Below are 26269 nucleotides of genomic sequence, written 5' to 3' on the forward strand. Positions count from 1 at the left end.
GCTCAGCCTCCACCCGGACACGGCCGGGGGACGTAGCTCACCCCGATGACCGGCGGCGGAGTTCGGCCAGGCCGGGGTGGAGGTCGGGGCGTGGGGGAAATATCAGGCGGTTGCCCGACAGGGTGGGGAGGGCGAAGGCGACGGCCTTGCCGGGGGTGGCGGTGGTGAGGGTGATGGCCGGGTAGGTCTGGCAGTGGCCGCCGGAGAGTTGGTGGGCCAGGAGCAGGCCGCGGCCGTTCTCGGCGAGCAGGGGCAGGCCGATCTCCCGTACTGAGTGCAGCAGGTTAAGGATGAGGCGGATCTCGTGGGTGTTGGGGTCGCCGTCGACGATCTCGCACCAGCTGGGGATGCCGTCCAGACTGAAGACGCGCAGCTCGTACGGGGGACAGGCGTGCTTCTCGGCGTTGGCGGCCAACTCGGCGACGATGAGTTCGGCGGTGTCGATGTCGTCCTCGGGCAGGCCCGCCCGTTGAAGCACGTCGCGGACGACGGCGCGGGCACGGCGTGAGGCGGAGCCGGGCCGCAGCACCTTGACCAGCGCACGGATATCACTCTGCCCCGCCGCGTCGCTGTCTCGTCCCGTCGTTGTGCCGCTGTATGGCTCCGTCGCGCCGCCGGCCCTTCCCGGGGTTTCGGTGTCTTGTCTCGGCGTCTCGGTGTTCCGGCCCGTCGTTCCGGTGCCGTACATCGGCGGGGTGGCCGCTCCGGCCGGAGTGAAGGGCTTCCAGTTGTGGTCGGGCGGGGGAGCCGGGCTTTCGGCGGGGTGGTGCGGGGCGCCTGAGGGGATGTCGCCGGCTGGTGGCATGGGCGTGCTCCGTTCGCTGTGGGGCTGTGCCCAGCAGGAAACGCCAGCATGGGGACGAGGGTGAACGTCGACACCTGATCGTTGATCACTGTCCGATGAGACCCGGCCAACGGCGAACGTGGCTGGGTGTCAGCCGGTCGTATCGAGCGTTGGTGGGCGAAAATCTGTCGTTTGGCTGGGCGGATGGTGGCCGGGGGCCTGCGGACATCACAATGAGTGGTGATTCGACTACCAAAGGAGAGTGATCATGGGGAAGGCAGGCGGCGGGAAGGGGCGTCCGGATCTGCTGAGGGCGCGCCTGGAGCGGGGGATGACGCAGGAGGAGGCGGCGGCCGCGGTGGGGGTGGCCGTGGGGACCTGGGGGCGGTGGGAGCGGAGCGAGCAGGGGATCCGGCCGCACAGTCGCAGGAAGATCGCGGCGGTGTTCGAGGCGGAGGCGGGGGAGGTCGAGCAGTGGATAGAAGGGTGGGCCCTCGGGGAGACATCTTCGTGGCCGGTCGCGGAGTACGGCGACACGTCGACGGCGGCTAGCGTGAAGTCGGCCGCCCTGCTGTGGAGGTATGAGATGGACGAATCCCGTCGCCACCTGCTGGCCACGTTGCCGTTCGTGCCTTCGGTTTTGGCGGGGTGGATAACCGCGTGGAACTACGGTGATTCACCTCAAACGGTCGCGCTGCGAGGAAACAGGCGCACTGTAGGGCAAGCCGACATCGATCGGATTAACGAGGCCCGCCAGGTGTTCGGTCAGATAGACGACCAGTTCGGGGCCGAGTTGGTCCGTCCGACGGTGGTGCGCTACCTCGACAGCACGGTAACCCCGTTGCTGCGGGGCCGCTACGACGACCAGGTGGGGTCGGCGCTGATGTCAGCGGCAGCAGGGATGACTCTGTTGGCAGGCTGGACAGCCTTCGACCTGAACCAGCACGGTCAGGCACAGCAGCACTTCGGTCAGGCGCTACGACTGGCGAAGACGGGGAATGACCCGCTGACCGGTGTCTGGATACTGGCGACGATGACCCGGCAGGCGATTCATCTAGAGCAGGCCACCTTGGCGGTATGGCTGGCACGAGCCGCGACCGACGCCGCTCGCCGGGCGCAGGTCTCTCCCCGTGTCATGGCGTTTGTGCTGACCAGACAGGCATGGGCGACGGCCCTGCGGACCAAACCGGCTGAGACCAACGACAAGCACAGCGCCAAGCAGGTCGAACGCTTGCTCGCCGAGGCGGAGAATGCCTATGCCCAAGGACCCACGGATCGTGATCCGGACTGGGCTACCCGGTATGAAGAGGTGGAACTGAACGCTCAGGGAGGTCGTTGCTGGAGCATGCTTGGCGACCACCAACGAGCGGCAGTCCGTGCGGAAGCGGCCGTGACCGCTTTCAGGGAACGTATCCCTCGGTCCGCCCAGTTCAACCAGGTGCATGTCGCTGAGGCATACCTGGGGATGGGTGAGCTGGAACAATCCCTCGCCGCCGCCCGAGCCGCGATCCCGGCGACGAAGGCGCTGACCTCCGCCCGCTCGGTCGATCTGATCCGGCAGTTCGCCGGTCGGCTTGAGCCGTACAAGGGCAGCATGATGGTCCGCGAGTTCCGCGACCACCTCAACCACGAACTCGCCGCCTGAGCACATACGAGACGGGAACGCGACCGATCGGTGGGTGGGTCTCACCGGTTGGTTCGTCCCGTTTCCGTGATCACCTGAGCCACGAACTCGCCGCCTGAGCGCCATCCGCCAAGCCGCCAGGTGGTGACCATTGCCGCGGCGCCAGGGGCTGGAGAGGCATCTCGCGGGTTTCGGCAACACCGTAACGGCAACTGGCAACGGATTTGCATGCAAGCTGCATGCTAGCGTGGAAGGATGGGAATCATTCAGATTCGAGATGTCCCCGAAGCGACCGAGCGGACGCTGAAGGCGCGAGCCGAGCGCGAGGGAAAATCACTGACGGCCTACCTACGTGACCTGCTGAACGAGGAGGCGGCCACCCCGGCGTTGGACGAGGTGATGGCCAAGATCGCCACCGACGAGCCGGTGCCGTACGACCCCGATTTCGTACGCGAGACGCTGCGCGAGGGCCACCGGTGAGCCTGGTCGTGGACGCCTCGATCGTTTTCCGCCTGCTGGCCAATGTGAAGGGCGACGACCTTCTCCGCCGGAGGTTGGCGCGCAAGGTGCACGCCCCGGCGTTGATCGATGTGGAGATCGCCTCGGTGGTGCGCGGGCATGTGATCACCAGTAAGCCGGAGGTACGGATCTCCGAGGCGCGGGGCCGGGTCATGCTGGAGCGCTACGCCCAGCTCAGGATCGTCCGGCATCCGATGCTGCCGCTGCAGCCGCGGGTGCTGGAACTGCGCAACAATCTCACCGCCTATGACGGCATGTACGTGGCCCTCGCCGAACTGCTGGGAATGCCGCTGCTGACCGACGACGCCAAGTTCGCCGGTGCGACGGGACACCGAGCGGAGATCCACCGCTACCCACCCCCGCTGCCGTAATCACGACTGGAGAAAGCGCGAACGCCAGACTCCCGATTTCGTCGGAGAGTTCCCGGCGCCACTTCCGTGCCCCAGAGGACACGCTTATCGCACTACTGATGATCAAAGGTCGACGTTACGCAGAACGCGCCTGTCACTACAGGTCAGAGGCATGATCGCGTGTCACGTCGAGCTTTCAGGTTCAGTATGTCGTCGGGGTCCACTCGGTGGCGAAGGTTTCCATCTGCTTGATGACGAGGTCCACGGCCGCGTACGTCTCATCCGGCGGAGTGATCCGTGTCGGCAACGGAGACTTTCACTCCGCTCCGGTGCCGGATGGCGCTCCGTTTCCCTCATCGGTGCAGGACTTCGAAGGTCAGGCGTTCACCGCACCGCGACGGCCTCCGTGACCGCCGGTCCATCCGGCGAATTCTGCGACCGAGATCGCGTCCTGTGTCCGTGCCGGTACGGTGAATTCGTCGTACCAGGACAGCATCGTGGCGGGCACTTATGAACCACTTTCGATAGGGATGACAAGGTGCTTCCGATCCCTGTGATAACTTTCGTCGATCACGAAACGACCGGGACGGAAGACGCCGTTACCGGCAGGCCGGATGCCGTTCGCCACCAAGTGGCAGCCGGTCACGACCATGTTCCCCCGGGCGCTGGAGACCAGGGTTTCATTTCGCCGGTTCACCGCCGATGAGCCCTTTCGCGCCGGCGATAATCTGCGGCCGCTTAAGAAGTCTTAATCATCCTTAACGGTCGCTTATGGCCTCCCCGCCGCGCAGGATGAGAGCCGCAGCGAGCAGGGAGAACGCGGCGGTGGACCAGAAGACGGCGGGCAGGCCCGCCAGGGTGGCGAGGAGACCGGCGGTGGCGGCGCCCAGCGGCATGGCGCCCATGCCGATCAGGCGGCAGGTGGCGTTCACCCGGCCGAGCAGCCCCTCGGGGATGAGCCGCTGGCGCAGCGAGACGGAGACGACGTTGGTGACGGCGTTGGCCGCGCCGATGCCCGCGGCGGCGGGGAAGACCGCCAAGGGAGAGGGGAGGAGGAGAGGCACCAGCAGCAGCAGGGCGTTGAGCAGCGTGACGCCCACCAGGGCGCCGTTCTCGCCGGTCAGGCGGGTGAGTGAGCCGGAGAGCACCGAGCCGGCCACCGCTCCGGCGGCCAGGGTCGCCGCCAGGAGGCCGTACTGGCCGGGGGTGAGCCCCACCCGGGAGCCGTCGCCGACCACCCAGAGCACGAAGACGGCGAAGTAGGCGCCGTAGGCGAGGTTGAGCACGCCGGAGTAGGCGGCCAGGCCGCGCAGGGCGCGGTGTCCCCACAGGTAGCGCATGCCGTCGGCGATGTCGGCGCGCAGCGCCTGGGCGGGGGCGGCCTCCGGGCGGAACCGGCCGCGCATGCCGAGCAGCAGCAGCGCGCCGGCGGCGTACAGCAGGGCGGCCGTGCCGAACACGGCGGTGGTGGCGACGCCGACCAGCAGGCCCGCGAGCGGGGCGCCGAGGAAGTGGTTGCCGAGGGTCTGGGTGGCGACGAGCCGCCCGTTGGCCGCGCCCAGCCGGTCGCCGGTCACGATCATCGGCAGCGCCGACTGGGCGGAGGTGTCGGCGAACACCTCGGCGGCGCCGGCGAGCAGCACCGCCGCCACCAGCACCGGCAGGCTCAGCAGGTCCAGCCAGGCGGCGGCGGCCGTCGCGGCCAGTACGGCGGCGCGGGACCAGCCCGCCAGGACCATGATCCGGCGCCGGTCGAGGCGGTCGGCGATCGCGCCCGCGTGCAGGGCCAGCAGCAGCCACGGCAGCGTCGTCGCGGCGCTGACCAGCGCCACCTGCGCCGGTGAGCGAGTGAGGGAGACGGCGAGCAGGGGGACGCCGACGAGCAGGAGGCCGTCGGCCAGGTTCGACAGGCCGGACGCCGCCCACAGGTGATGAAACGAGCGCCCCAGCCCCGGACGGTTCACGTTTCCCCCGGCCCGCTGTTTCGATGCTTCGTTCTCCGTGCTGCTTGCCGCTCGTTGTTCCACAGACCGGTTCCCGTCGGTGTCCGCTGTCGACTGTGCCGACGTGCTGCTTTCGTCCGTTCGCATGGTCTCCCCGCCCCGGTGGATTCTCATCGGCCGGTGGGGGCGAGCAGTTCGGCGAAGACCCCGATCGCCCGGTCGACGGCGTCCGCGGTGACCCCCGCGTGGGTCACCGCCCGGATCCGCCCGTGCCCCAGCTCCTCCACCCGGACACCTCTGCGCCGGGCCGCCGCGATGAACGACCGGGTGGTGTAGCGCTCGTCACGGACCCGGAAGAACACCATGTTCGTGATCGGCGGGCCAGGATTCAGCCGTACGCCGGGCAGCCGTGCCAGTCCGCGGGCGAGGCGGGCGGCCTTCTCGTGGTCCTCGGCCAGCCTGCCGGTCATCTCGGTGAGGGCGATGATGCCGCAGGCCGCGATCATTCCGGCCTGCCGCATGCCGCCGCCGAGCATCTTCCGCATCCGCCTGGCCTGGGTGATGATCGCCCGGTCGCCCACCAGCACCGATCCGATCGGCGCGCACAGGCCCTTGGACAGGCAGATCTGCACGGTGTCGGCGTAGAAGGCGATCTCGGCGGGGGTGACGCCCAGCGCGACCGAGGCGTTGAAGATGCGCGCCCCGTCCAGGTGCAGCGCCACGCCGTGCGAGCGGGTCAGCTGGGCCACCTCGGCGAGGTAGTCGAGCTGGAGCGGCAGGCCGCCGCACCGGTTCTGCGGCGTCTCCAGGCTGACCAGCGCCGGAGGGGCGATCTGCGGGTCGGTGCGGTCGACGGTGCACGCCTCGGCGATGTCCTCCAGGCTGATCGTCCCGTCGGGCAGGTTGGCGAGCGGCTCGTAGACGATGCCGCCGCACATCGAGGCGCCCCCGGCCTCGTAGACGTACAGGTCGGACTCGTGGCCGACGATCGCCTTGCCGCCGCGCGGGCAGTGCGCGAGCAGCGCGGCGAGGTTGGCCATGGTGCCGCTCGGCATCAGGCAGCCCGCGGCCTTGCCGAGCAGGTTGGCCGCCAGCCGTTCCAGCTTGGCCACCGTCGGGTCCTCGCCGTAGACGTCGTCGCCCAGCGGCGCGTTCGCGGCGGCCTCCAGCATCGCGGGGGTGGGCAGCGTGAAGGTGTCGCTGCGCAGCTCGATCTCGCCGCCGTCGTCGTTCTCTCCGGCGACCAGGTGGGGGGTGTCCAGCACGCTCGTCATGGGACTTCCAATCGGGGGAGTTCTGAGTACGGAGGCCGGGTTCACTCGGGAAAGCCGGTGAACGTTCGGAAGCCGAGGACGGTCAGGGACAGTCGGGGACGGCAGGGGAAAGCCGGTGGCAGCCGCGGGGCGGAGACTCAGGAGAACGAGGTCCGGTACTCCTGGCGGGGGATCTCGATCGGCGGAAACTCGTGGAGCAGCACGGGCCGCAGGTGGCCGAGCGCGGTGTTCAGCGTCTCGTCCAGCTCGCGATGGCCGGACGCGTGCGCGATCACATAGCCCAGCCGGTCGTAGCTGCTGCGGGCCGGCCGCACCTCGGAACCCTGCGGCGCGGTGACGGCCACCGTGTCGACGCCCGGCACGGCGCCGGCCTCCCGCATCCCGGCCACCTCCCGCAGGACGGCCTTCCCCCGCCCGGTCGAGGCGTGGTCCGGGGGCAGCAGGAAGGCGATCCCCGCCGGGGCGAACCGCTCGGGCAGCGGCAGCTGGTCCAGGTCGACCGCGGCCCGTAGGTGGGCGTCGAGCAGGTCGAAGCCACCCGCCCTCGCGATGACCTCGGGGATCATGCCTCCCGCGGGACGGGCGTTGATCTCCACGACGTACGCGTGGCCGTCGATGAGCTTCATCTCGATGTGGGTGGCACCGTGGGTGACGCCGACGGCGGCCAGCGCGCGGAACGCGGTTTCGGCGAGGATCCGGGTCTCGTTCGCCGGAAGCGGCGCGGGGAAGACGTGCCCGCGCTCCACGAAGTGCGGCGGCGCCGTCACCCGCTTGGCGGTGACGCCGACACACCGGTGCGATCCGCCGGAGCCGACCGTCTCGACGCTGTACTCGGGGCCTGCCAGGTAGCCCTCGATCAGCGCGGTCCTCGCGGTGGCCTGGCCCCGCACGTTGACGGCGGCCGAGGTGATCCGGCGGCAGTGGGCCGCCACCTCCCCGGGCGTGTGGCAGAGCACCACGCTCAGCGAGCCGGTGTCGTCGACGGGCTTGACGACGCAGGGCAGCGCGATCCGCGACAGCGCGATCACGACCCGGGTGTCGATGTCGTCGCGGGGGCCGACCAGTTCGAAGGCGGGGGAGGGCAGCCGGGCGGCGGCCAGGATCCGGCGGGTCCGTCCCTTGTCCCGGCAGGCGGCGACGGCCTCCGGCGGGTTGCCGGGCAGCCCGAGGTCGGCGGCCAGCCGGGCGACCGCGACGGTGTAGAACTCACTGGTCGTGGTGACCCCGGCGATCTCGCCCAGGGCGCGGCGCAGTTCTGTCGCCAGGGTGGCGGGGGAGTCCGTGTCGCAGGTGACGACCCGCACCCCGGTGGCCGCCGGCCCGGTGTAGCGGGCCGGGTCGGCGGTGGCCAGCACCGGGGTGAACCCCAGCGCGGCGGCCTTGGCGAAGGCCAGCATCCCGGAGCCGGTGGTGTTGGACTCGACGAAGACGAGGACGGGGTTCATGCGTACTCCAAGGACCGGCCGAGCGTCGCGTAGGACCAGGTCACGGCGGTGTCGGTGAGCTGGATCGGTTCGGGGGCGAGCGGCGGGCGCAGGTCGGTCAGGCCGTGCGCCGCCCGGTACCCGGCGCTGTAGATGGTGTTGACGTACCGGTCGCCCCGGTCGGGGAAGATCACCACCACTGACACGTCCGGGTCGAGCCGCGAGCCGAGCCAGCGCGCCACCTGGTAGGCGGAGCCGGAGCTGTTGCCCGCGAAGACCTTCTCGTGCGAGGCGAGCTCCAGGGTGGCGGCGAAGGCCTCCCGATCCGACAGCCAGTGGACCTCGTCGATGACCGAGAAGTCGACGTTGGCCGGAACCAGGCTGTTGCCCAGGCCGCTCTGCAGCCGCTTCGGCACGTCGGGCTGGCCGAAGATGGCGCTGCCGACGGCGTCCACGGCGACCACCCGCAGCGCGGGGTTGGTCCGGCGCAGCGCCCGCGCCGTCCCGCACAGCGAGCCGCCGCTGCCCACCGCGCCCACCAGCACGTCGACCCGGCCGATCTCCGAGGTCACCTCCTCGGCGAGGCGGTCGTAGGCGGCGGGGTTGGCCGGGTTGTCGTACTGCCTGGGCCAGAACGCGCCGGGGTTGGCGGCCAGTACGGCCCGCAGCCGCTCCAGCCTGGCGCTCTGCCAGCCGTTGCCGGTCATGGCGGGCACGATGTCCAGGGTGGCGCCCAGCGCTTCCAGCTTGGCCATGGTGATCGGGTCGATCCGGGGGTCGGTGACGATGTGCACCTCGTGGCCGAGATACGTGCCGACCAGCGCGACCCCCATGGCCAGGGTGCCCGAGGAGCTCTCCACGATCAGGCCGCCGTCGGCCAGTACCCCCTCGGCCCTGGCGGTCAGGATCGCCTGCCTGGCGACGCGGTCCTTCATTCCGTACGGGTTGGCCAGCTCCAGCTTCGCGTGGACGGTCGCCCCGCCGGTCGCGCGCAGCCGCATCAGCGGAGTCCGGCCGATGGCGTCGATGGCGTCGGTTCTGAGTGTCATGTCCGGCTCGTGCTCCTACAGACGATGAGGGGCCGCCCCAGCCGCTCCAGCTCCGTGAGGGCGCGGGCCAGCCGGGGACCGTGCTCGGGGTCGTGCCTGGCCAGCAGGATGCCCAGGCACGTACCGCTGTGACCGACGACCGTGCCGAGCCCGCCGACGTCGTGGCAGATCTCCTCCACCGCCGCCAGGTGGGGTTTGGGGTTGAAGGTCTGGAACAGCCGCGCGCTGGCGGTGGCGACCTGGCCCACAGCGGCCAGGTCGTGGTCGCGTACCGCGTGGGTGAGCTGGTCGAGCAGCTCGCCGTAGCGCACCGCCCAGTGGGCGGGGATCGGCTTCCTCGACCGGTTGAAGGCGACGGTGTCGACGCTCTCCCCGTCGTCGATTCCGGCGATGGTCAGCTGGGGGAGCGTGCCCATCCGCCGGTGCAGCCGCACCTGCCGGTGGAAGAACGCGGTGATCCCCGGATGCATGACCCCGTCGGACGGCTCGATCTCGGCCATCATCTGTTTCAGCAGCCGGTTGGGGAGCTTGAGGCGGAAGGCCGAGTCCACCGCGCGCGCGGTGGCGACCAGGTCGGCGGTGGAGCTGGCCATGCCCTTGCCCTCGGGAAGCGCGCTGTTGAGCATCAGCCAGCCGCCGGTGTGCACCCCGTAGTGGGACATGATCCCGGTGGCGAGGCGCCGTGCCTTGTTCTTGTGCGGCGGTGAGACGACCACCTGGTCCAGCTGGGGATCGGGTTCGAAGGCGGCCTCCACGTACAGGTCGACGGGGAAGGTCACCAGGAAGTCCGTACCGGATCCCAGGATCCCCTGCAGAAGTTCGCCGAAGGTGCCTGGGGCACGCCCCCGGCCGACCCCTCCGCTGCGGCCGTCGCTCTCCCGGGTCGGCATCTGGATGGTCATGTCAGCTCGCCCGCCTTCGTGCCAGTGGTGTGCTCCCAGGCGTCTCGCAGCCATCGGGACCGCTCGGCGGCTCCCTGGTCGACGGCGGCCAGCCGGTCGCCGACCTGCTCCAGGAGGAGATGAACCTGTTCGGGATGGGTCGAGCCGGCGGTCTGCTTGCGCCACACGCCCGCCTCCGCGTCCAGCAGCTCGCGCACCTCCTCCTCCGTGAGGGCCAGGGTGAAGCCGAGCCGTTCGCCCGCGGCGACCAGGTCCGGCGCCGAGAGCAGGCCGGGGGTGAGGTTGTCCGCGGGGCCGAGCCGCTCCAGGGCGGCCGAGATCCACGCGCCGACGAGCACCTGCGCGTCCCTGGCCGGCACGCCGTGCTCCAGGGTGAGGTGGTTGGCGACGGTCGAGGCGGCCATCAGCTCGTCCCGCACCACCCGGCGGGCCCGCTCCGGGTGGAACCGCACGTCCGTGACCACCCGTTCGAACAGCGCCAGCATCGTGTGGCAGGTCGTGAAGAGGTCCTCCAGGAAGCGGGTGCTCTCCTTGGAGACCTCCACGAGGTTGGTGTAGCCGGTGTTGCGCTGACCGATCATGAGGTCGTACGAGAGCCCGACCAGGTGGCCGCTCATCCCGCGGATCCGTTCCAGGATCGGGAAGTTGCGCTTGTGCGGCATCGCCGAGGAGATCCCGGCGAGCTCGTCCGGCAGGTCGATGAAGCGGCAGCTCGACCCGCTCCACCAGATCAGGTCGGTCAGGAAGCGGCTCAGCGTGGTGCCGAGCACCGACAGCTCCCCGGCCGTGCGCAGCACCCAGGAGCGGGAGGCGACCGAGGTCAGCGCGTGCGGCTGCGGGCCGTCGAAACCCAGCGCGACCGCGATCCGCCCCCGGTCCCAGGGCAGCTCCAGACCGGCCATCGCCCCGGCGCCCAGCGGGCAGAGGTTGACCGCGTCGAACAGCGCGTGCAGCGACTCGGCGGCACCGGTCACCGCCTCGGCGAGCGCGGCCAGGTAGAAGCCGAAGGTCATGGTCTGCGCGGTCTGGTGCTGGGTGTAGCCCGGCATGATCGATTCGGTGTGCCCGGCCGCGGTCTCCAGCGTGGCGCGGGCCAGCCGGCTCACCGCGGCCGCGGTCTCCAGCAGCCGTTCCCTGCCGAGCATGAGCTGGGCGCACGCCTGGACGTCGTTGCGGCTGCGGTCGACGTGCCAGGCGTGCGCGCTCTCGGGTACGTGTGCCTGGACGCATCTCTCCAGGGCGAACAGCGGATCCGACATGGCCGCCGCGCGCTCGGCGCGGACCTGCTCGGGCGTCAGGTCCAGCACCGCCCGGCGGATCCGCTCGGCCGCGTCCCGGTCGAGCAGCCCCATGCGGGCGTACTCGCCGGTGTGGGTCAGCTCGATCCAGCGGTAGTGCCGCAGCAGGGTGCGCGTCTCCCAGTCGAACCGCTGGGTCAGGACCGCGTCGTCCAGTAGCGGCGCCGGGCCCCGTCGTATCCGTCCTGTCGGAAGCATGCATCTCACGCTGCCAGCGCGCATGGGGGGGTGACCAGGAGGAATGACCGGCGATATCGAGACGATAGCCGATGATTACCGGAGCTTCCTACGTTGACGGCATCTGATCGTCACCGGGAGGATTCACGTGAGGTCTGCACTGTTGTCCGACAGCCTGGGATTCGCTCAGCTGCTGCGCACCCATCGCGACAAGGCGCGGCTGACCCAGGAGGAGCTGGCGGAACGCGCCCGCCTGAGCGTGCGCACACTGCGTGACCTTGAGCGGGGCCGCACCCGCTACCCGCACCGCACCTCGGTGCGCCGCCTGGCCGCCGCCCTTGAACTGACCGGTGAGGACCGGGTGACCTTCGAGGCGGCGCCGCCCCGCTCGCTCGGTGCTCCCGCCGTGGCGCCGCCCCCGGAGTGGGGCCTGCCCTCGGTGAGCGGCACCGTCGCGCTGAGCCGGCTCCCGCTGCTGCGGGAGGTCGAGGACACGGTGTCGGTCGCCTCCGGTGGCGGGGAACCCGCGCTGGTGACCGTCACGGGCCCGGCCGGAGTCGGCAAGACCACCCTCGCCGTCCAGTGCGCCCACGTGCTGCGCCAGCGGATGGCACTGGACGTGCTCTTCCTGGACCTCGGCCGGGACCGGCGCGGCCCCGGCGAGCTGCGCACCGCCGTGCGGCTGGCGCGCATCGGCCGCATGACGTCCCCTGCCTCGGGCGGGCGGTGCCTGCTGCTGGTCGACGACGCCGACGGCGCGCGGGACGCCGACCGCCTGCCGTCACTGCTGACGCTCGGCTTCACCGCCGTCGTCGTCACCGGCAGGGAACCGCTCGCGGGGCTCGTCCCGTCCCGGCACCTCGTCCTCGCACGCCTGAGGTGAGCGGGAGTGAACAGCGCGAACACCGACATCCGGGTCCTGATCTGCTACTCGGAGAGGCTGCTCCGTACGGCGCTGTGCTCGATCCTCGCCGCCGAACCGGGGCTGCGCGTCGTGGGGGACGCCGGTGACGGATTCGAGGCGGTCTCCAAGGCCCGCGGCCTGCGGCCCGACGTGGCACTCGTCGACGAGCGGCTCACCGGCCTCGACGGCATCCAGGTCACCGAGCGGCTCCGCGCCGACTCCCTGGCCGGTCCGGTGCGGAGCGTCATCCTGACCGAGCAGCCGGAGGCCATGTTCGACGCGGTACGCGCCGGAGCCCGCGGCTTCCTGCTGCGCTCCAGTGACCAGGACGAACTGGTGGGGGCGATCAGGGCCATCGCGCGGGGGGAGGCGTTCTTCGCGCCGCAGGTCGCCAGCAGTTTCCTGCGGCGGTTCGAGAACGGGCTGCCCTACCGCCCGCCCGAGGCCGTCAAGTCGCTCACCGAGCGCGAGCACGAGGTGCTGGTCCTGGTCGCCGACGGGCTGAACAACACCGAGATCGCGAGCAGGCTGTACGTGAGCCAGGCGACCGTCAAGTTCCACGTCTCCAACCTGCTGTGCAAGCTCAACCTCCGCGACCGCCTGCAGATGGCCGTCTTCGCGCACAAGGCCGGCGTCGTGTGACCCGCTCGCCGCGCCGCAGCGCCAGGTCCTGTTCGAGCGCGCACATCAGGCGGCTCCTGCGGCCGGGCGGGTCATCGTTTCCGCGGGGTCGACGACGACGCCGATGACGTCCAGGTCCCTGAGCATGCCGCTCAGGGCGGGCTCGCTGAGCCGTACCCACTGCTGGTCGGAGCCGAGCACCTTGGCCAGGAGCAGAGGGGAGGTGAAGGCGACTGCGGTCTTCTTGCCCGCGGCGGTGCGGAACAGCCGGAGCGAGGCGCTGAACCGGCCCTGTCGGACCGGGACGAGTAGCTGCACTTCTGACATGTGGTTCCTCCTGGGGAGCTCGTACAGAGAGGGACGCTATGGCGCGGACATTCGGGCTGGTGGGTTTGATACGGGATCTGAACGGCGACCGCCGAAAACCTGACGCGTGATTGACGCCGGACCTCAGGTGGATCGATCGGCATCAATATCGCGTCAGGATTCGTCATTGAAATGGAGGGATGTCGTAGTGATTCGCCATGCGCTTCCCGGAATGCGGTGGCGCGTCAAGTTGATGCATCGATTCTGGAGCTCGGCGTAGCGAACCTATCAAGGGTGGTTGTCGGCCGATGGCGACAGGACTTCCATGTGCAAGACAGATGGAAGAGAAAATTCGTGACTATTGAGAACTTTGTCGGCTTGTTCATCTCGATCGCCGTACTCGGCTATCTCATCCGGTTCATCCCAGGAATTTGATCATGAAACGCGTGCTGGCCGCCCTCCGGGTGGTCCTGATGCTCACCGTCACCGTGGGCCTGCTCTACCCCTTGGCCATGACCGGCGTCGCCCAGGCGCTGTTCGCCGGCCAGTCCAACGGCTCCAGAGTGGGCGACCACGGCAGCAGGCTCATCGGGCAGTCCTTCACCGACAAGGAAGGAAACCCGATCAGGACGTACTTCCAGAGTCGCCCGTCCGCCGCAGGCGATGGCTACGACCCGACGTCGACGGGAGCGAGCAACCGCGGCGCGGAAGACGTCGTCGACACGCCGGACCGTCCCAGCCTGCTCACCCAGGTCTGCGACAGGAGCAAGGCCGTGGGCGAGTTGGAGGGGGTCAGCGGGGCCAGGCCGTACTGCACCCGGGACGGCGTGGGCGCCACGCTCGGGGTCTTCCGCGACAGTGGGCTGAGCGGTCGTGTCACCCGCGCGGTCAGCCTGAACCAGCCCTGCCCCGCCAGGCCCTTCGTGCAGAGCCACGCGGGCGTCGCCGTGGAGTGCGCCGCCAAGGGTGAGGACTACAGTCGCGCCCTGATCGTGCCGGTGCGCGGTTCCGCGGGGACGCCCGCCGTACCCGCCGACGCCGTCACCGCCGGCGGCAGCGGCCTTGACCCGCACATCTCGCCCGCCTACGCCGAACTGCAGGCAGCGCGGGTCGCGAAGGCGCGCGGGTTGAGCCTGGGCCAGGTCAGGGTGCTCATCGAGGAGCACACGGCCGGTAGGGCGCTGGGCTTCCTCGGGGAGCCCGCCGTGAACGTGCTGACCCTGAATCTCGCCCTCGACGGGAAGACATGATCATGCTGCAGGCACTGTTCATCCTGACGATCCTCCTGGTCGTCCACGTCCCGCTCGGCGACTACATGGCCAAGGCGCTTGACGGCGGCCGTCACCTCAGGATCGAGCGCGCGCTCTACCGGATCTGCGGCGTCGACCCCGACGCCGAGCAGGACCGGCGCCACTATCTGCTCGCGCTGCTGGCGTTCTCCGCGCTCAGCGTCGTGTTCCTGTTCGCACTGCTGACCTTTCAGGGCTCGCTGCCGTGGTCGGGCGGCCACGAGGGCATGCCGTGGGAGCTGGCCCTGCACACAGCGGTCAGCTTCACCACCAACACCAGCTGGCAGAACTACGCGGGCGAGTCTCCGATCGGCCACACCCACCTCGCGGTGATGGCGGGACTCGGCGTGCAGGCCTTCGCCTCGGCCGCTGTCGGCATGTGCGTCGGTCTCGCGCTGATCCGCGCCCTGGTACGGCGCGGCGGCACCGGCCTCGGCAACTTCTGGGTGGACCTGATCCGCAGCGTCTTCCGCGTCCTGCTGCCCCTGGCGGTCGTCTTCGGCCTGGCACTGATCGGCCTGGGCGTCCAGCAGAACCTGGCAGGAGCCGAGACCGTGCGGACCATCGCCGGCGGCACGCAGACCCTGCTGGGCGGGCCCGTCGGCTCGTGGGAGTCGATCAAGCTGATATCCGGTGACGGCGGCGGCTTCTTCAACGCCAGTAGCGCCCACCCCTTCGAGAACCCATCGGCCATGACCAATGCGATCGAGATCCTGCTCATGCTGCTGGTCCCGACCGCCTTCATCCGGCTGTTCGGCCGCATGTCGGGCGACCTCAAACTTGGCTGGACCCTGCTCGTCGTGGTCGGCATCCTGTTCGGCCTGCTGCTGACCGCGGGCACCCTCGCCCAGGGCGCGCAGACCGGGACGGTGGCGCAGGCGGTCGGTGGCCAGTTCGAGGGCACGGAGACCCGTATCGGCGTCCCGGGCAGCACGCTGTTCGGCGTCGCGGCCACCGCCAGCGCCGACGGAGCGCTCAACGCCTCCTACGACAGCTTCTCCAGCCTGGGCGGTGGCGTGCTGCTGGCGGCCATGATGCTGGGCGAGATCGCCCCCGGCGGCACGGGCAGCGGCCTGTATGGGCTGATCATGGCGGTGCTGATAGCCGTGTTCCTGGGCGGTCTCATGGTCGGCCGCACGCCCGAGTTCATGGGCAAGCGCATCGGCTACGTCGAGATGCGATACGTGGTGCTCTACTCCCTGGTCGCCCCGACGCTGATTCTGGGTTTCACCGCCCTGGCCGTCGCCCTGCCCGAGGGGCGGTCGTCGATGGGCAACGTGGGCGCGCACGGGCTCACCGAGGTGCTGTACGCCTACACCAGCAACGTCACCAGCAACGGCAGCGCCATGGCGGGGCTCAACGGCAACACGATGTTCTACAACCTGACCATGACGGCCGCGATGGCCCTCGGCAGGTATCTGCCCATCGCGTTCGTCTTGGCCCTGGCGGGGCGGCTGGTGCACCGGCAACCCGTCGCGATCACCGCGGGTACCCTGCGCACCAGCGGGATCAACTTCGTGGTACTGGCCACGGGAGCCGCGTTGATCCTGGCGCTGCTCAACTTCCTGCCCGCCCTCTCACTCGGCCCGCTGGCCGATGGCCTGCTGGGATAGAGCACCCCGCCGTCAACATCTTTCTGCGCCGCCTGCAGTTCGCCGTCCGCCACGATGCCGTCCTCCACGTTGCTCACCACGCGGGGACACGACGTCGCCGCGGCCGTGGGCGACGGTGTCGCGCTGCGCGCCGCGGTGGACGAGCACCGGCCGGACGTCGCCGACGTCGGCGACTTCTTGGCCGCGCTCCTGCGGATCGCGGCGGGCGAGACCGTGCTGGACCCGGAGGTGGTCACCCGGATGACGGCGACCGGCAGGCGCGCCGACGCCCTCGACACCCTCACCTCCAGGGAGCGCGAGGTGCTCGTCATGATGGCCGACGGCCGCTCCAAGTCCACTATGCCTGGCTTCCGTGTCGGATCCTGGGAGGGCCGGTCCACCTCGTTAGTTGGGGGAAATTATCCGTTGATATCGAGCGAGTTTGATAATTAACTGCTTGATATCCTTGTTCGGTATTTATGGTGGAATGATCGGGAATGCGATCAGGGAGATCATGGAACCGACGTCACCGGGAACAGGGCCGCTGTCGCCGGACTTCGCCGGCATCGACCCGGGTCTGATGCAGAGTTTCATCCCCGCCCTGGAACGGGGCCGTGACGTGATCGGCGAGCAGTCCGAGCGGATCCGCCAGTTGCTCGTGGCGGCGGAGGTGTCGGCATCCGGTCTGCAGCCGATCAAGCAGATCGAGGGCTGGATCGACGACGAGCTGCCGGGGCTGCGACAGCGCCACTCGACGATCCGGGAGAGCGACAGGTTCGCGCTGTGGCTGCCCGGCGCAGGACCGATCGCCTACGACGAGAGCCGTTCCAGGACCGCGGAGGAGTCACGCAAGCAGGGCACGACGCTGGGTGAACGTCTACTGGCCATCGGTCCCGTCGGATTCTGGTCCCACCACGCCAACGTCGAAAAGTACGTCAAGGTCCTCGCGGAGCTGGACGCCAACAAGAACGACGCCGACTTCACCGCTGCCTTCTTCGCCGCTCTCGGTACGGAGGTGGCCCTGAACCTCCCCGTGCTGCTGCGGGAGAGTGTGCACACGGAGCCCTTCCGGGGGGTCGCCAGCCCGCCTGACCCCGACGAGCCGATGCTCCGTACGTTGAGCCAGGCCTTCGGCAGCGCGGTCATGGGAGGGGCGCGGGTCCCGGGGTTCGCCAAGATCAAGACTGCGGTCCAGAGTGCGAACCCGTCCGACCGGGGCGCCGCCGATCTCCTGCTGACCACGGGGGAGTTCCCCACCGAGTGGCTGGCGGGGGTGGCGTCGGCCTGGGGCGGGCTGGCGGACCCCCGCAAGATCACCCCAGGACTCCTCTACGCCCTGGGAAACAATCCGGCCGCCGCCCGGCTGGCCGTCGAGAAAGTGACGGGGGCATACACGAAGGACCAGTCGAAGCTGAAGGAGTTCCTGAAGAAACTCAACGAGCATGCCGGGGGCAGGTACGCGGGCGGAGCCCAGAAGGCGGACGCCTTCGGCCGCATGCTCGCCGCCGCCTCCGGAGCCTACGACGAGCAGGACGGCAGGCACAGCAAGGAGGCCGCCGCGTTCGCCTTCGCGGTGATGACGACGCTGGACGAGGTCAGGATCGGGGAGGCGGCCCGGGTGCACATGGCGGAGATCGCCGGCGCGTACACCACCGAGATCACCGAGGGCGCCAACATCGGCGACGCCAACATGACCGATTCCAGCGCACTGAAACCGACGACCTCGGCGCTGGGCCTGAAATCGGCGTTCACCCTGAGCCCGGGGGACACCTACGCGTTCATGAAGGTCTTCGCCGACACGGATGAGAACCTCGCCCCGTTCGAGGAGGGGATGGGACGGTTCTCCCAGCGACTGATCGCCGACACCCTGGCGACGACCAAGCAGGGCCGGGATACCGATTCCCTGGAACAGGCGCTTGATGCCCTGGGCAACGTCCGGGGCTTTGAGATGGCCGCAGCCGAGAAGGTCCGGGGCACCATGGACGTGGCCGACGCGCAGGCCCAGAAGCTCAACAGCTTCGCCATCGGCGCGACGCTGGGGGTGACCGGTCTCGGTGTGCCGGGCATGGCCGGTCAACTGACCTGGCTGGCACTGGGCACGGGCTTCTCCGGTAAGGACGCCTTCCTGTCGGAGGACCAGAAGCGGGTGGACAAGCTCGACAAGGCCGACGGGAACGCGACGCTCGGCCGTCAGCATGCTCTCGCACAGACGCTCATCGCCAACGGCTTCGCGCCGAAGGTGACGCCCGCCGAATATCAGGCGACCTGCCCGCCGGGCGTCGCCATCGCCGACGACGAGGGCAACCTCAGGCCGTTCCCCGACTTGCTCAAGCAGGGTGACAAGGGCCTGGTGGCCTTCGAGAAGTGGGCCGACGCCAACGGGATGGGTGGCCGCGACAGATTTTCGGTCGGGAACCTGTCCAGCCGTATGGCGAACTGGTTCGAAGGCGGCAACGGACGAGGCAGACAACGAGCCTTGGTATTTGACAATTAGGGCCTGGCTCAGCGCGTTGTCGGAGAGCCTCGACCCTGGCAAAGGGAGCGGTTCCCGGCAGCCTGGCTGACGTTATTGAATGACCGGATTACGAGGTTGGGAGACACTCGGTCTCGCCGCGAACCCTGAATTGTCCGTCGGCCGTCGATTCCAGGATGAGCGCTGTCTTGGCCGTCTTGCTGGCCAGCTTGATGGGAGCGTTGCCCGGGTCTTCGGTGATCTCGTAAGAGGCGACGGCGGAGAGCGCGCCTACCATGAGCCCGTTGAGCCCGTCCGCGTCAGAGTGCGGTTCGGTGTCCTGGCCAGTGGCTGCGAAGGTCCGTTTGGCCCGGCCCTCACCGCAGGGAATGTCCCTCTCCCCGGGATCAGTGATCTTGACGTCCAACGCCTGGCTTCTCTTCATCAGCCCGGTGATATGGAGCTTCAGGGTCTCACCGGCCTCGGCGGCGGTGGGCTCTTTTTCGGCGCAACCGGAAATCGCCAATAAAACCACCACACAAATCATGACGCCCTGCCGTACGAGACGTGCCATGAAGTCCTCCAGGGGCTGATCGATTTCCTGCTGGTTTCATAATGTCCAACGGATCGGCCCGGCGCCTCCACCTGAGTGGAGGGATGCTCGCCGGGACGGTTCCTGGCTGGAGCGGAGTCCGGTGCACGGGGAACAGACTTCGGTGGGGATCAAGGCGCTCCGGCGGCTGCTGGAGCAAGTGGGTGCCGGGCGAGGGGAGGGGATTTCTGGTCGTTCTTCCAGGTGTCTCGCTCGTCGCCGAGAGCATTTGGGACGTCGTGGTGGCCTGCCTGGGTTGGTTGCGGGTCACCATGAACCGGGAGGTGTGACCTTCGCGCAGGTCAGGTCTCGGAGAGCCGGAACCACACCACCCGGCTGGTCGGGGTTTCGTACCACCCCCAGGCGGTGGACAGTTCCTGGACCAGCCAGAGGCCGCGTCCGCCGCTGCTGTCGGGGTCGACGTCCGGGCAGATCCGGGGCACCTGTCCTGGGGTGCCCCGATCTTTCCGGACACGGACCCAAGTAGGGTTTGCGCTAGGGCCCCGGCCGGCAGCCCCCCAACGGTATCGGCCACGGAGGCGGACCGGAGCGGCGGATCGACGACCTGGTCCTGCGAGACATACCGCTGTACATGTGGAACTTCGGTAGCTACCAGCACGGCGCCACCCCCTTGGGCGAGCAGAACCGCCACGCCTTCGGTGGCCTGACCGACGCGGTCTTCCGGATGATCCCCTTCTGGAATCCGGCCGCACCGCCGACTGGCCTTTCCCATGATCCACTGACATTGCCGTAGCCGAGTGTAATGATGGCCTCACGTACTGCCATTGACTCATCTCGGTGGCGAGTGAATGCCGGTAAGGGCCGAAAATGACTGATAGGAGTAGCGTGGCACTGGGACAGATCATGGGAGGCGCGGTGATGAGCAGGTCTCTTGAGTCGCCCAACCCCCTGGCCAGTTCGGTTCTTGCGATGCTGAAGGTGGCTCGTGATCTGGACGTCGAGCTCACTCCGGAGACGCTGGCGATGCTCCTCTATCTCGCCGACCTGGATGCCATCGAGTCGGGGCGGACGCAGTTCAGCGGGGCCACCTGGCGATGGGACGACTCCGGTCCCTACGATCACGCGCTGATGCGGGCCGAGGAGTGGGTGGTGGAGAGCGAACTGGTGGAGCGGAGAGAGGCGCCGCACGCCGATCGCGATTCGTACGTGCTCACCGTGACAGTCGACATCGAGGATCCGTTGAACGCGGCAGACATGGAGTGCGTCCGGAGCGTGGTGCGCCTCCACGGCGGTAGAGGTGTGACCGGCCTGGAAGAGCTGTCCGCCGAGACCGCGCCCGTGATCGAGGCCCAGGTGGCGGGAGATCGGGGGGTGCTGCTCGATCTCAACCGGGCACGGCGCCGTCAGCAGGTGAGGACGCGTCTTGAGCGGTTCCGATCGCGGCGTGCGGCACGGCCTCCGGTGGAGGACTCTCCCGGAGTGGATGACGCCCTCAGGGCGGAGTTCCTGGAGATGAGAGCCGGTCTCCGGCGAGTCAACGTGAAGATGCTGGATGACCAATGAAGGGATCCATCCGCAAGGGTGGCGTCTACCTCGTCTCCGACCGGTCGCTCACGATGCCCCCCAACGATCAGCGCAACTACCACCTCAAACGGCCGGTGATCATTCTCAGCGGCGATGCGAAGAACGAGCAGGCCACCTGGTCTCTGGTCCACGTCGTCCCCACGTCGACATCGACCACGCTCAGGACCGAATACTGCGTCAAACTTGCCCAGGGGACCGGCAACCTACCGAGCAAATGCTGGGCGAGGACGATATGCGCACAGCCCTTCCTCAAGGAGGAACTCGGCGACTACCTCGGGCAACTGTCTCCCCAGGCCCTCCTCCTGATCGAGGAGAACTTGTTCGCCTATCTGGGCAGCACCGACTGAGATCGTGGGCTTTCCAAGCCTGCACCGATCTCGGCGTTGGCCGGATTCCCCACCTGGATGTTCCTCGACGAGGACGCCCGATCGCTGTTCGTGGAATGGCAGGATCAGGCCTGGGCCGCGGCCGAAAGCTTGCGATCGGCATGGTCAGGGGGCGGGCCGGTCCGGTACGGCGATGGAGGTCACCGCCAGGCCGTCGGCCACCAGCCAGCGGCCGGTGAAGCCGGTCAGTTCCCGGCCCGCCACCAGGGGGCCCGGGACGAGAAGGCGGGCGGTGAACGTACCGGACGGGTCGAAGACGAGATGGGCCTCCTCGAAGCCGAGCCAGCGCCTGGCCAGTGGGAACCACGCCTTGTAGACGCTCTCCTTGGCGCTGAACAGCAGCCGGTCCCAGTGCACGCCGCGGTCGAGCCGCGCGATCGCCGCCCGCTCCTCGTCCAGGGAGACCGCGTCCAGGACGCCTTCGGGGAGCGGCTCGTGCGGCTCGGCGTCGATACCGACGGTCAGCGCGTCACGGGAGACGGCCGCGGCACGATACCCGACGCAGTGCGTGATGGCGCCCACCACCCCGCCGGGCCATCCCGGGGCGCCGCGCTCGCCGGGCAGGATCGGCGTCGGCGGCAGCCCGATGCGGGCCAGGGCCTGGCGGGCGCAGTGGCGCGCGGTGGTGAACTCGCGCCGCCGCTTGTCCACCGCGCGGGCGATGACCGCCTCCTCCTCGGGGAACAGCGTCACGCCCGGCGGGTCGTCGAAGGACTCCGCGCTCGCCACCCACGGCGGCAGGATCTTCTCGATCATGCGACGGGCTGCGGGCTGGGCAGGATGCGCCGCAGCCGGCCGGGCGCGGTGGAGCGGCGACGCCATTCGCGCGGATAGCCCAACGAGACCTCCTCGAAGCGGACCCCGTCGTGCCAGGTGGTCCGGGGGATGTGCAGGTGACCGTAGACGACCGTGGCGGCGTCGAAGCGCAGGTGCCAGTCGGCGGTCCGCTCGGTGCCACACCAGATCGCGAACTCCGGGTGATGCAGAATCAGGGTGGGCTCGCGCACCAGCGGATAGTGGTTGACCAGCACCGTCGGAACGCCGGACGGCCTGGCCTCGAGGCGTCGCTCGGTCTCGGCGATCCTGGCCTCGCACCACGCGTCCCTGGTCGGGTACGGGTCGGGGTGGAGCAGCATCTCGTCGGTGCAGACCACGCCCTTGTCGTACGCGCGGGCCAGCGCCTCCTCCTTCGTCGCCACGCCGGGCATCCGGAAGGTGTAGTCGTACAGCACGAACAGCGGGGCGACGGTGACCGGGCCACCGGGCCCGGTCCAGGTCGGGTACGGGTCCTCGGGCGTGGCCACCCCCAGGTTCCGGCACACCTCGACCAGGTGCCGGTAGCGCTCCTCGCCGCGCAACTGGACCGGGTCGCTGGGATGGGTCCACAGCTCGTGGTTGCCAGGCGCCCAGACCACCTTCTCGAACCGGCCGGCGAGCAGCCCCAGGGCCCACTCGACGTCGGAGACCTTCTCTGAGACGTCCCCGGCGACCAGCAGCCAGTCGGAGGCGGAGGTGGGCCGCAACTCCTCGAGGATGCGCCGGTTCTCCTGGTAGCCGATGTGCAGGTCGCTGATGGCCAGCAGTGACGTCATGCGTGGCCCGTCCCCGATGAGGCGGCCGCCGCGGGCCGCCCGTCGCGCGCCGGCACCGGAAGTGCCCCCGGTACCTTCTCGTCCCCAAGCATCATCGCCTCCGTCCCGCCCGCTTCCCCGGGCACGGTCCCGCCCCCGTGATCACCAAGCAAGAGAACCTTCTCACGATCGCTCCCCGGAGGCACACCCCGGTCCGCCACGCAGTTGTCTCCGGCCGGTGCCATCCGAGTACGGCGATACTCATGCGTTTGCCGTGGATGGCGATGATTCTTGGCGTATGACTACCTTCGACAGCATGCCCGCGTGCTGCATCGCGCCCCCCGACCTGCTTGAGGCGGTCGCCGAGCAGGGCACCCCCGAGGAGCGGGAGGCCGCGCTCCGGACCCTGACCGCATCGGAGACCTCCCGGGCTCAGCGCGCGTCGGTCACCGGCGCGCTGAGCCGGCTCACCCTCACCATCGCCGACGTGGCGCCCGCCCCCGGCATGGTCCGTACCGTCTACGACGCGGAGAACGGCGGCGACTTCGACCTTCCCGGGAAGAAGAGGCGGGGGGAGGGCGATCCGCCGTTCGGTGACGCGGCGGTCGACGAGGCGTACGACGGGGCGGGGGCCACCTACGACTTCTACCGGACCGTCTTCGGGCGCGACAGCATCGACGGGCGGGGGTTGGAGATCGTCTCCTCGGTCCACTACGGGAACGACTACGACAACGCCGCCTGGATCGGCTTCCAGATGATCTACGGTGACGGCAGCGGGCAGATCTTCACCAAGGGGTCCCTCACCAAGGCCGTGGACATCGTCGCCCACGAGCTGACCCACGGCATCACCCAGTTCACCGCGCACCTGGTCTACAGCAAGCAGTCCGGGGCGCTCAACGAGTCGTTCTCCGACGTCTTCGGATCCCTCGTCAAGCAGTACGGCCTCGGGCAGAGCGCGGAGCAGGCCGACTGGCTGATCGGCGAGGGCATCCTGGGCAGCGCCCTGCGTGGGACGGCCCTGCGGTCGCTGAAGGCGCCGGGGACCGCCTGGTCGACCCCCACGGGCGGCCGCGACCGTCAGCCCGCGCACATGCGCGACTACCTGGACCTGCCCGACGACGGCAACCCCTCCAACGACCACGGAGGCGTCCACCTCAACTCCGGCATCCCCAACCACGCCTTCTACCTCGCCGCCACCGCCATCGGCGGCAACGCCTGGGAGCGCGCCGGCCGGATCTGGTACGTCACCCTCACCGAGCGGCTCCGGCCGCGCTCCAACTTCCGGCAGGCCGCGGAGGCGACGGTGGAGGTGGCCGGAAAGCTGTTCGGCGCCGACGGCGACGAGCAGCGCAAGGTACGCGCCGCCTGGCAACAGGTCGGGGTTCTCCAGACGGGGCCGGTTTAGGATCGTGCCCATGAAGGTGTCGATCGTCCGGGGTGGCGGCATCGCCGGTCTGGTCACGGTCACCACGGTCGACTCGGCGTCGCTGGCGTCGCAGCAGGTCGCCGAGTTGCGCTCCAGGGTGGAGCGGGCCGGGCTGTCCGATGCGCCGGAGCGCTCCGGTGCCTCCGGCGGGCAGCCCGACCGCTTCGACTACGAGCTGACCGTCGAGGACGGCGGCCAGGCGCACACGGTGCGCGCCGGCGAGGGCGACCTTTCCGGCCCGCTCCGCGCGCTCATCTCGTACGTGACCTCGCTGCCGGGCAGGCAGGAGCGGATCGGCCCGCCCGGCTGACGAGCGGGTGCGACCCGTTGCGGTGGTGTCCGGACGGGCCGCACCGCGAAGCCGCTACTCGGTGATGCTCGGCTACTGGGACGAGCCCGTCAGGACCGCCGAGGCGATCGACGCCGCCCGCTGGATGCACACCGGCGACCTGGCCACCATGGACGACGACGGCTACGTCAACGTCGTCGGACGCATCAAGGACATGGTGATCAGGGGCGGTGAGAACGTCTACCCCCGCGAGCTGGAGGAGTTCCTGCACGGCCACCCGGACATCGACGACGTCCAGGTGATCGGTGTGCCCGACCCGAAGTACGGTGAGGAGCTGATGGCCTGGATCGTCATGCGGCCGGGGGCCGTCCCGCTGACGGCCGAGGCGGTCAGGGACTTCTGCGCCGGGCGGCTGGCCCACTACAAGATCCCCCGCTACGTCCACCTGGTCGACGGGTTCCCCATGACGGTGACGGGCAAGATCCGCAAGATCGAGATGCGCGAGCAGGCGATGCGGCTGCTCGACATCTGATCCCCGTCCTCGCTCCCGCCGAGCCGGACAGCGGCGGCACTTCACCGGAGTCGCGGCTCGTTCACCATGCGTCGGCTCCCCGGCCCGGAGGGGCCGGGGAGCCGACGCTGTCTTTACGCCTTCTTGCGCGATGAGTTGATTTATCCGCAGCCCGGTCCGGGGATGGGTCGTCCGACGCCATTGATCATGGGCCGTGCGCCCGCCGCCGGACAGACACATCCGAACGCGTACGCGCAGACCCTGCGGACCTGGCGACGAGGAGGAGCGCGTGCGCCATGTCGTGGTGATCGGCGCGGGTCTCGGCGGCCTTGCCGCCGCGGGGCGGGACGTCACGATCGCGGCCGGCCGCGCCGAACGCCTGCTGATCGCCGAGGTGCCGTGAACCGGCCGGGTGGGGCCGGTACGAGGTCGTCCAATGCCGTCGTCGGGAGGGTGTGATGTCGGAGCCGGTGGCCGTCGACGCGATGGGCGGAGACCACGGACCAGGCGAGACGGTCGCCGGGGCGGTCGCGGCCCGGCGCGAGTTCGGAATCCCCGTGGTGCTCGTGGGCCGCTCCGGCGCGGTCCGCGCCGAGCTCGCCCGCCACGGCGCCGCCGACGAGATCGACGTGGTGCATGCCGAGGACGTCGTCCCGATGACCGAGCGGGGCGCGGGAGCGGTCTTCTCCACCATGACCAGTTTGATGGTCGGTTGCGACCTCGTACGGCGGAAAGAGGCTTCGGCGTTCGTGTCGGCCGGTTCCACCGGCGCGGTCGTCTCGTGCGCCATCCACAGCATCGGGCGCGCCCTGGGCGTCCTGCGGCCCGCCCTGGCCATCGCGCTGCCCTCGGCCACCGGCGGCGCGACCGTGCTGATCGACGCCGGGGCGACCTCCGACCCCACCCCGGAGATGATCGCCCAGTTCGCGCTGCTCGGCGCCTCCTACGCCCAGCTCCTGCTCGGTGTCGCCGACCCGTCGGTGGGCTTGTTGTCGATCGGCTCGGAACCCGGCAAGGGCAACCGGCTGACCCGCAGGGCCGGTGAGCTGCTCGACGGGCTGCCGTTGCGCTTCTGCGGCAACGTGGAGGGACACGATGTGCTCGCGGGGACCGTCGACGTGATCGTCACCGACGGTTTCACCGGGAACGTGGTGCTCAAGAACGTCGAGGGTTCGGTAAGGGCCGCGCTGACGCTGGTGGCGCGTTCCGGTGCCGCCGGGGCCGAGGAGTTGCGGGCGGTGGCCCGCCGCTACGCCCCGGAGGCCCATGGCGGGGCGGCGCTGCTCGGCCTGATCGGCACTGTCGTCGTCGTGCACGGTTCCTCGCGAGCGGTGACGATCGCGCGTGCCTGCGCGGTGGCGCACGATCTCGCCGAGGGCGGGGTCGTCACCCGGTTGGCGGACCGGTTCACCGCGGAGGCCGCCCGTTGAGCGGCGTGGCG

The 26269-nt window shown here is 69.5% G+C and carries 26 protein-coding genes and 1 pseudogene; 15 read left to right on the plus strand and 12 right to left on the minus strand.

Features of this window, described 5'->3' with window-relative positions; translation table 11 throughout:
* Positions 1-37: 37 nt before the first annotated feature.
* Positions 38-805, minus strand: coding sequence for an ATP-binding protein (locus OIE13_RS10975; RefSeq protein ID WP_326829949.1), 768 nt, complete (start codon positions 803-805; stop codon positions 38-40).
* Positions 806-1052: 247 nt separating this feature from the next.
* On the opposite strand from OIE13_RS10975, the gene OIE13_RS10980 reads away from it, so the two are divergent.
* The 3 genes from OIE13_RS10980 (at position 1053) to OIE13_RS10990 (ending at position 3298) form a co-directional block, all read left to right on the plus strand.
* Positions 1053-2429: a helix-turn-helix domain-containing protein gene (locus OIE13_RS10980; protein WP_326829950.1), complete on the plus strand. Its 1377-nt coding sequence runs from the start codon at positions 1053-1055 to the stop codon at positions 2427-2429.
* 234 nt (positions 2430-2663) lie between these two features.
* Entirely contained in the window at positions 2664-2888 is a 225-nt protein-coding gene (locus OIE13_RS10985) for a FitA-like ribbon-helix-helix domain-containing protein (RefSeq protein WP_326829951.1), read from the plus strand.
* A complete protein-coding gene (locus OIE13_RS10990; protein ID WP_326829952.1) occupies positions 2885-3298 on the plus strand; it encodes a type II toxin-antitoxin system VapC family toxin in 414 nt (137 codons plus the stop codon). Before OIE13_RS10985 ends, OIE13_RS10990 begins: the two co-directional genes overlap by 4 nt.
* A gap of 737 nt (positions 3299-4035) precedes the next feature.
* Here the strand turns inward: OIE13_RS10990 and OIE13_RS10995 are convergent.
* The 6 genes from OIE13_RS10995 to OIE13_RS11020 form a co-directional block, all read right to left on the minus strand.
* Positions 4036-5241, minus strand: a complete 1206-nt coding sequence (locus OIE13_RS10995) for an MFS transporter (RefSeq protein WP_326829953.1) — start codon at positions 5239-5241, stop codon at positions 4036-4038.
* 149 nt (positions 5242-5390) lie between these two features.
* Positions 5391-6494, minus strand: a complete 1104-nt coding sequence (locus OIE13_RS11000; protein WP_326640432.1) for a GntG family PLP-dependent aldolase — start codon at positions 6492-6494, stop codon at positions 5391-5393.
* A 137-nt stretch (positions 6495-6631) separates the two neighbouring features.
* The gene (locus OIE13_RS11005) at positions 6632-7939 is read right to left on the minus strand and encodes an ATP-grasp domain-containing protein (protein WP_326829954.1); all 1308 of its coding nucleotides are present in this window, start codon (positions 7937-7939) and stop codon (positions 6632-6634) included.
* Positions 7936-8967 carry a PLP-dependent cysteine synthase family protein gene (locus OIE13_RS11010; RefSeq protein ID WP_326640430.1) on the minus strand — a complete coding sequence of 344 codons (1032 nt, stop codon included), beginning with the start codon at positions 8965-8967 and terminating at the stop codon, positions 7936-7938. The genes OIE13_RS11005 and OIE13_RS11010 overlap by 4 nt, the downstream gene beginning before the upstream one ends.
* Positions 8964-9869, minus strand: a complete 906-nt coding sequence (locus OIE13_RS11015) for a GHMP family kinase ATP-binding protein (protein ID WP_326829955.1) — start codon at positions 9867-9869, stop codon at positions 8964-8966. The genes OIE13_RS11010 and OIE13_RS11015 overlap by 4 nt, the downstream gene beginning before the upstream one ends.
* On the minus strand, positions 9866-11365 hold the full coding sequence (locus OIE13_RS11020; RefSeq protein WP_326640425.1) for an argininosuccinate lyase: 1500 nt from the start codon (positions 11363-11365) through the stop codon (positions 9866-9868). Before OIE13_RS11020 ends, OIE13_RS11015 begins: the two co-directional genes overlap by 4 nt.
* Positions 11366-11492: 127 nt before the next feature.
* On the opposite strand from OIE13_RS11020, the gene OIE13_RS11025 reads away from it, so the two are divergent.
* Together OIE13_RS11025 and OIE13_RS11030 are read left to right on the plus strand one after the other, a co-directional pair.
* The gene (locus OIE13_RS11025) at positions 11493-12227 is read left to right on the plus strand and encodes a helix-turn-helix domain-containing protein (RefSeq protein WP_326640423.1); all 735 of its coding nucleotides are present in this window, start codon (positions 11493-11495) and stop codon (positions 12225-12227) included.
* Between the two features lie 6 nt (positions 12228-12233).
* The gene (locus tag OIE13_RS11030; RefSeq protein ID WP_326640421.1) at positions 12234-12890 is read left to right on the plus strand and encodes a response regulator transcription factor; all 657 of its coding nucleotides are present in this window, start codon (positions 12234-12236) and stop codon (positions 12888-12890) included.
* Positions 12891-12935: 45 nt separating this feature from the next.
* Here OIE13_RS11030 and OIE13_RS11035 read toward each other — a convergent pair whose 3' ends face one another.
* Complete coding sequence (locus tag OIE13_RS11035) at positions 12936-13196, minus strand: SAV_915 family protein (protein ID WP_326640419.1); 261 nt, start codon at positions 13194-13196, stop codon at positions 12936-12938.
* A gap of 416 nt (positions 13197-13612) precedes the next feature.
* On the opposite strand from OIE13_RS11035, the gene OIE13_RS11040 reads away from it, so the two are divergent.
* The 4 genes from OIE13_RS11040 to OIE13_RS11055 all read left to right on the plus strand — a co-directional run bounded on the left by OIE13_RS11040 (position 13613) and on the right by OIE13_RS11055 (position 18550).
* Positions 13613-14425 carry a potassium-transporting ATPase subunit C gene (locus tag OIE13_RS11040; protein WP_326829956.1) on the plus strand — a complete coding sequence of 271 codons (813 nt, stop codon included), beginning with the start codon at positions 13613-13615 and terminating at the stop codon, positions 14423-14425.
* Positions 14422-16077 (plus strand): potassium-transporting ATPase subunit KdpA, encoded by a 1656-nt coding sequence (gene kdpA, locus OIE13_RS11045; RefSeq protein WP_326829957.1) that lies wholly within the window; start codon positions 14422-14424, stop codon positions 16075-16077. The genes OIE13_RS11040 and kdpA overlap by 4 nt, the downstream gene beginning before the upstream one ends.
* Positions 16078-16131: 54 nt before the next feature.
* Complete coding sequence (locus OIE13_RS11050; protein ID WP_326640413.1) at positions 16132-16509, plus strand: hypothetical protein; 378 nt, start codon at positions 16132-16134, stop codon at positions 16507-16509.
* Between the two features lie 61 nt (positions 16510-16570).
* Complete coding sequence (locus OIE13_RS11055; protein ID WP_326640411.1) at positions 16571-18550, plus strand: DUF6571 family protein; 1980 nt, start codon at positions 16571-16573, stop codon at positions 18548-18550.
* Positions 18551-18638: 88 nt separating this feature from the next.
* On the opposite strand, the gene OIE13_RS11060 is transcribed toward OIE13_RS11055, so the two are convergent.
* Positions 18639-19082 (minus strand): hypothetical protein, encoded by a 444-nt coding sequence (locus OIE13_RS11060; protein WP_326640409.1) that lies wholly within the window; start codon positions 19080-19082, stop codon positions 18639-18641.
* A 320-nt stretch (positions 19083-19402) separates the two neighbouring features.
* A complete protein-coding gene (locus OIE13_RS11065; RefSeq protein ID WP_326640407.1) occupies positions 19403-19543 on the minus strand; it encodes a hypothetical protein in 141 nt (46 codons plus the stop codon).
* Between the two features lie 403 nt (positions 19544-19946).
* On the opposite strand from OIE13_RS11065, the gene OIE13_RS11070 reads away from it, so the two are divergent.
* Together OIE13_RS11070 and OIE13_RS11075 are read left to right on the plus strand one after the other, a co-directional pair.
* On the plus strand, positions 19947-20624 hold the full coding sequence (locus tag OIE13_RS11070; RefSeq protein WP_326640405.1) for a hypothetical protein: 678 nt from the start codon (positions 19947-19949) through the stop codon (positions 20622-20624).
* Positions 20621-20992 carry a type II toxin-antitoxin system PemK/MazF family toxin gene (locus tag OIE13_RS11075; protein WP_326640403.1) on the plus strand — a complete coding sequence of 124 codons (372 nt, stop codon included), beginning with the start codon at positions 20621-20623 and terminating at the stop codon, positions 20990-20992. Before OIE13_RS11070 ends, OIE13_RS11075 begins: the two co-directional genes overlap by 4 nt.
* A 144-nt stretch (positions 20993-21136) precedes the next feature.
* On the opposite strand, the gene OIE13_RS11080 is transcribed toward OIE13_RS11075, so the two are convergent.
* Positions 21137-21787 (minus strand): 4'-phosphopantetheinyl transferase family protein, encoded by a 651-nt coding sequence (locus OIE13_RS11080; protein WP_326640401.1) that lies wholly within the window; start codon positions 21785-21787, stop codon positions 21137-21139.
* Positions 21784-22623, minus strand: coding sequence for a metallophosphoesterase family protein (locus tag OIE13_RS11085; RefSeq protein ID WP_326640400.1), 840 nt, complete (start codon positions 22621-22623; stop codon positions 21784-21786). The genes OIE13_RS11080 and OIE13_RS11085 overlap by 4 nt, the downstream gene beginning before the upstream one ends.
* Before the next feature lie 277 nt (positions 22624-22900).
* Here OIE13_RS11085 and OIE13_RS11090 point away from each other — a divergent pair, with 277 nt between their 5' ends.
* The 4 genes and pseudogenes from OIE13_RS11090 (at position 22901) to plsX (ending at position 26258) form a co-directional block, all read left to right on the plus strand.
* Entirely contained in the window at positions 22901-24007 is a 1107-nt protein-coding gene (locus OIE13_RS11090) for a M4 family metallopeptidase (protein WP_326640399.1), read from the plus strand.
* 10 nt (positions 24008-24017) lie between these two features.
* Positions 24018-24338 carry a protealysin inhibitor emfourin gene (locus OIE13_RS11095; RefSeq protein WP_326640397.1) on the plus strand — a complete coding sequence of 107 codons (321 nt, stop codon included), beginning with the start codon at positions 24018-24020 and terminating at the stop codon, positions 24336-24338.
* A gap of 55 nt (positions 24339-24393) precedes the next feature.
* A pseudogene (locus OIE13_RS11100) lies at positions 24394-24849 on the plus strand (AMP-binding enzyme); the annotation flags it as partial.
* A gap of 437 nt (positions 24850-25286) precedes the next feature.
* Entirely contained in the window at positions 25287-26258 is a 972-nt protein-coding gene (plsX, locus tag OIE13_RS11105; protein WP_326640395.1) for a phosphate acyltransferase PlsX, read from the plus strand.
* Positions 26259-26269: the final 11 nt, after the last annotated feature.

Origin of the sequence: Streptosporangium sp. NBC_01810, from assembly GCF_035917355.1 — a bacterium.
Taxonomy (GTDB): Bacteria; Actinomycetota; Actinomycetes; order Streptosporangiales; family Streptosporangiaceae; genus Streptosporangium.

Bases quoted from the DNA above. Each gene is read 5' to 3' on its own strand.
- OIE13_RS11010 (WP_326640430.1), bottom strand. From the start codon at position 8,967: ATGACACTCAGAACCGACGCCATCGACGCCATCGGCCGGACTCCGCTG.
- OIE13_RS10985 (WP_326829951.1), top strand. From the start codon at position 2,664: ATGGGAATCATTCAGATTCGAGATGTCCCCGAAGCGACCGAGCGGACG.
- OIE13_RS11095 (WP_326640397.1), top strand. From the start codon at position 24,018: ATGAAGGTGTCGATCGTCCGGGGTGGCGGCATCGCCGGTCTGGTCACG.
- OIE13_RS11040 (WP_326829956.1), top strand. From the start codon at position 13,613: ATGAAACGCGTGCTGGCCGCCCTCCGGGTGGTCCTGATGCTCACCGTC.
- OIE13_RS11050 (WP_326640413.1), top strand. From the start codon at position 16,132: ATGCCGTCCTCCACGTTGCTCACCACGCGGGGACACGACGTCGCCGCG.
- OIE13_RS11005 (WP_326829954.1), bottom strand. From the start codon at position 7,939: ATGAACCCCGTCCTCGTCTTCGTCGAGTCCAACACCACCGGCTCCGGG.
- OIE13_RS11055 (WP_326640411.1), top strand. From the start codon at position 16,571: ATGGAACCGACGTCACCGGGAACAGGGCCGCTGTCGCCGGACTTCGCC.
- OIE13_RS11085 (WP_326640400.1), bottom strand. From the start codon at position 22,623: ATGACGTCACTGCTGGCCATCAGCGACCTGCACATCGGCTACCAGGAG.
- OIE13_RS10980 (WP_326829950.1), top strand. From the start codon at position 1,053: ATGGGGAAGGCAGGCGGCGGGAAGGGGCGTCCGGATCTGCTGAGGGCG.
- kdpA (WP_326829957.1), top strand. From the start codon at position 14,422: ATGATCATGCTGCAGGCACTGTTCATCCTGACGATCCTCCTGGTCGTC.
- OIE13_RS11090 (WP_326640399.1), top strand. From the start codon at position 22,901: ATGACTACCTTCGACAGCATGCCCGCGTGCTGCATCGCGCCCCCCGAC.
- OIE13_RS11000 (WP_326640432.1), bottom strand. From the start codon at position 6,494: ATGACGAGCGTGCTGGACACCCCCCACCTGGTCGCCGGAGAGAACGAC.
- OIE13_RS10975 (WP_326829949.1), bottom strand. From the start codon at position 805: ATGCCACCAGCCGGCGACATCCCCTCAGGCGCCCCGCACCACCCCGCC.
- OIE13_RS11060 (WP_326640409.1), bottom strand. From the start codon at position 19,082: ATGGCACGTCTCGTACGGCAGGGCGTCATGATTTGTGTGGTGGTTTTA.
- OIE13_RS11035 (WP_326640419.1), bottom strand. From the start codon at position 13,196: ATGTCAGAAGTGCAGCTACTCGTCCCGGTCCGACAGGGCCGGTTCAGC.
- OIE13_RS11020 (WP_326640425.1), bottom strand. From the start codon at position 11,365: ATGCTTCCGACAGGACGGATACGACGGGGCCCGGCGCCGCTACTGGAC.
- OIE13_RS11015 (WP_326829955.1), bottom strand. From the start codon at position 9,869: ATGACCATCCAGATGCCGACCCGGGAGAGCGACGGCCGCAGCGGAGGG.
- plsX (WP_326640395.1), top strand. From the start codon at position 25,287: ATGTCGGAGCCGGTGGCCGTCGACGCGATGGGCGGAGACCACGGACCA.
- OIE13_RS11080 (WP_326640401.1), bottom strand. From the start codon at position 21,787: ATGATCGAGAAGATCCTGCCGCCGTGGGTGGCGAGCGCGGAGTCCTTC.
- OIE13_RS11075 (WP_326640403.1), top strand. From the start codon at position 20,621: ATGAAGGGATCCATCCGCAAGGGTGGCGTCTACCTCGTCTCCGACCGG.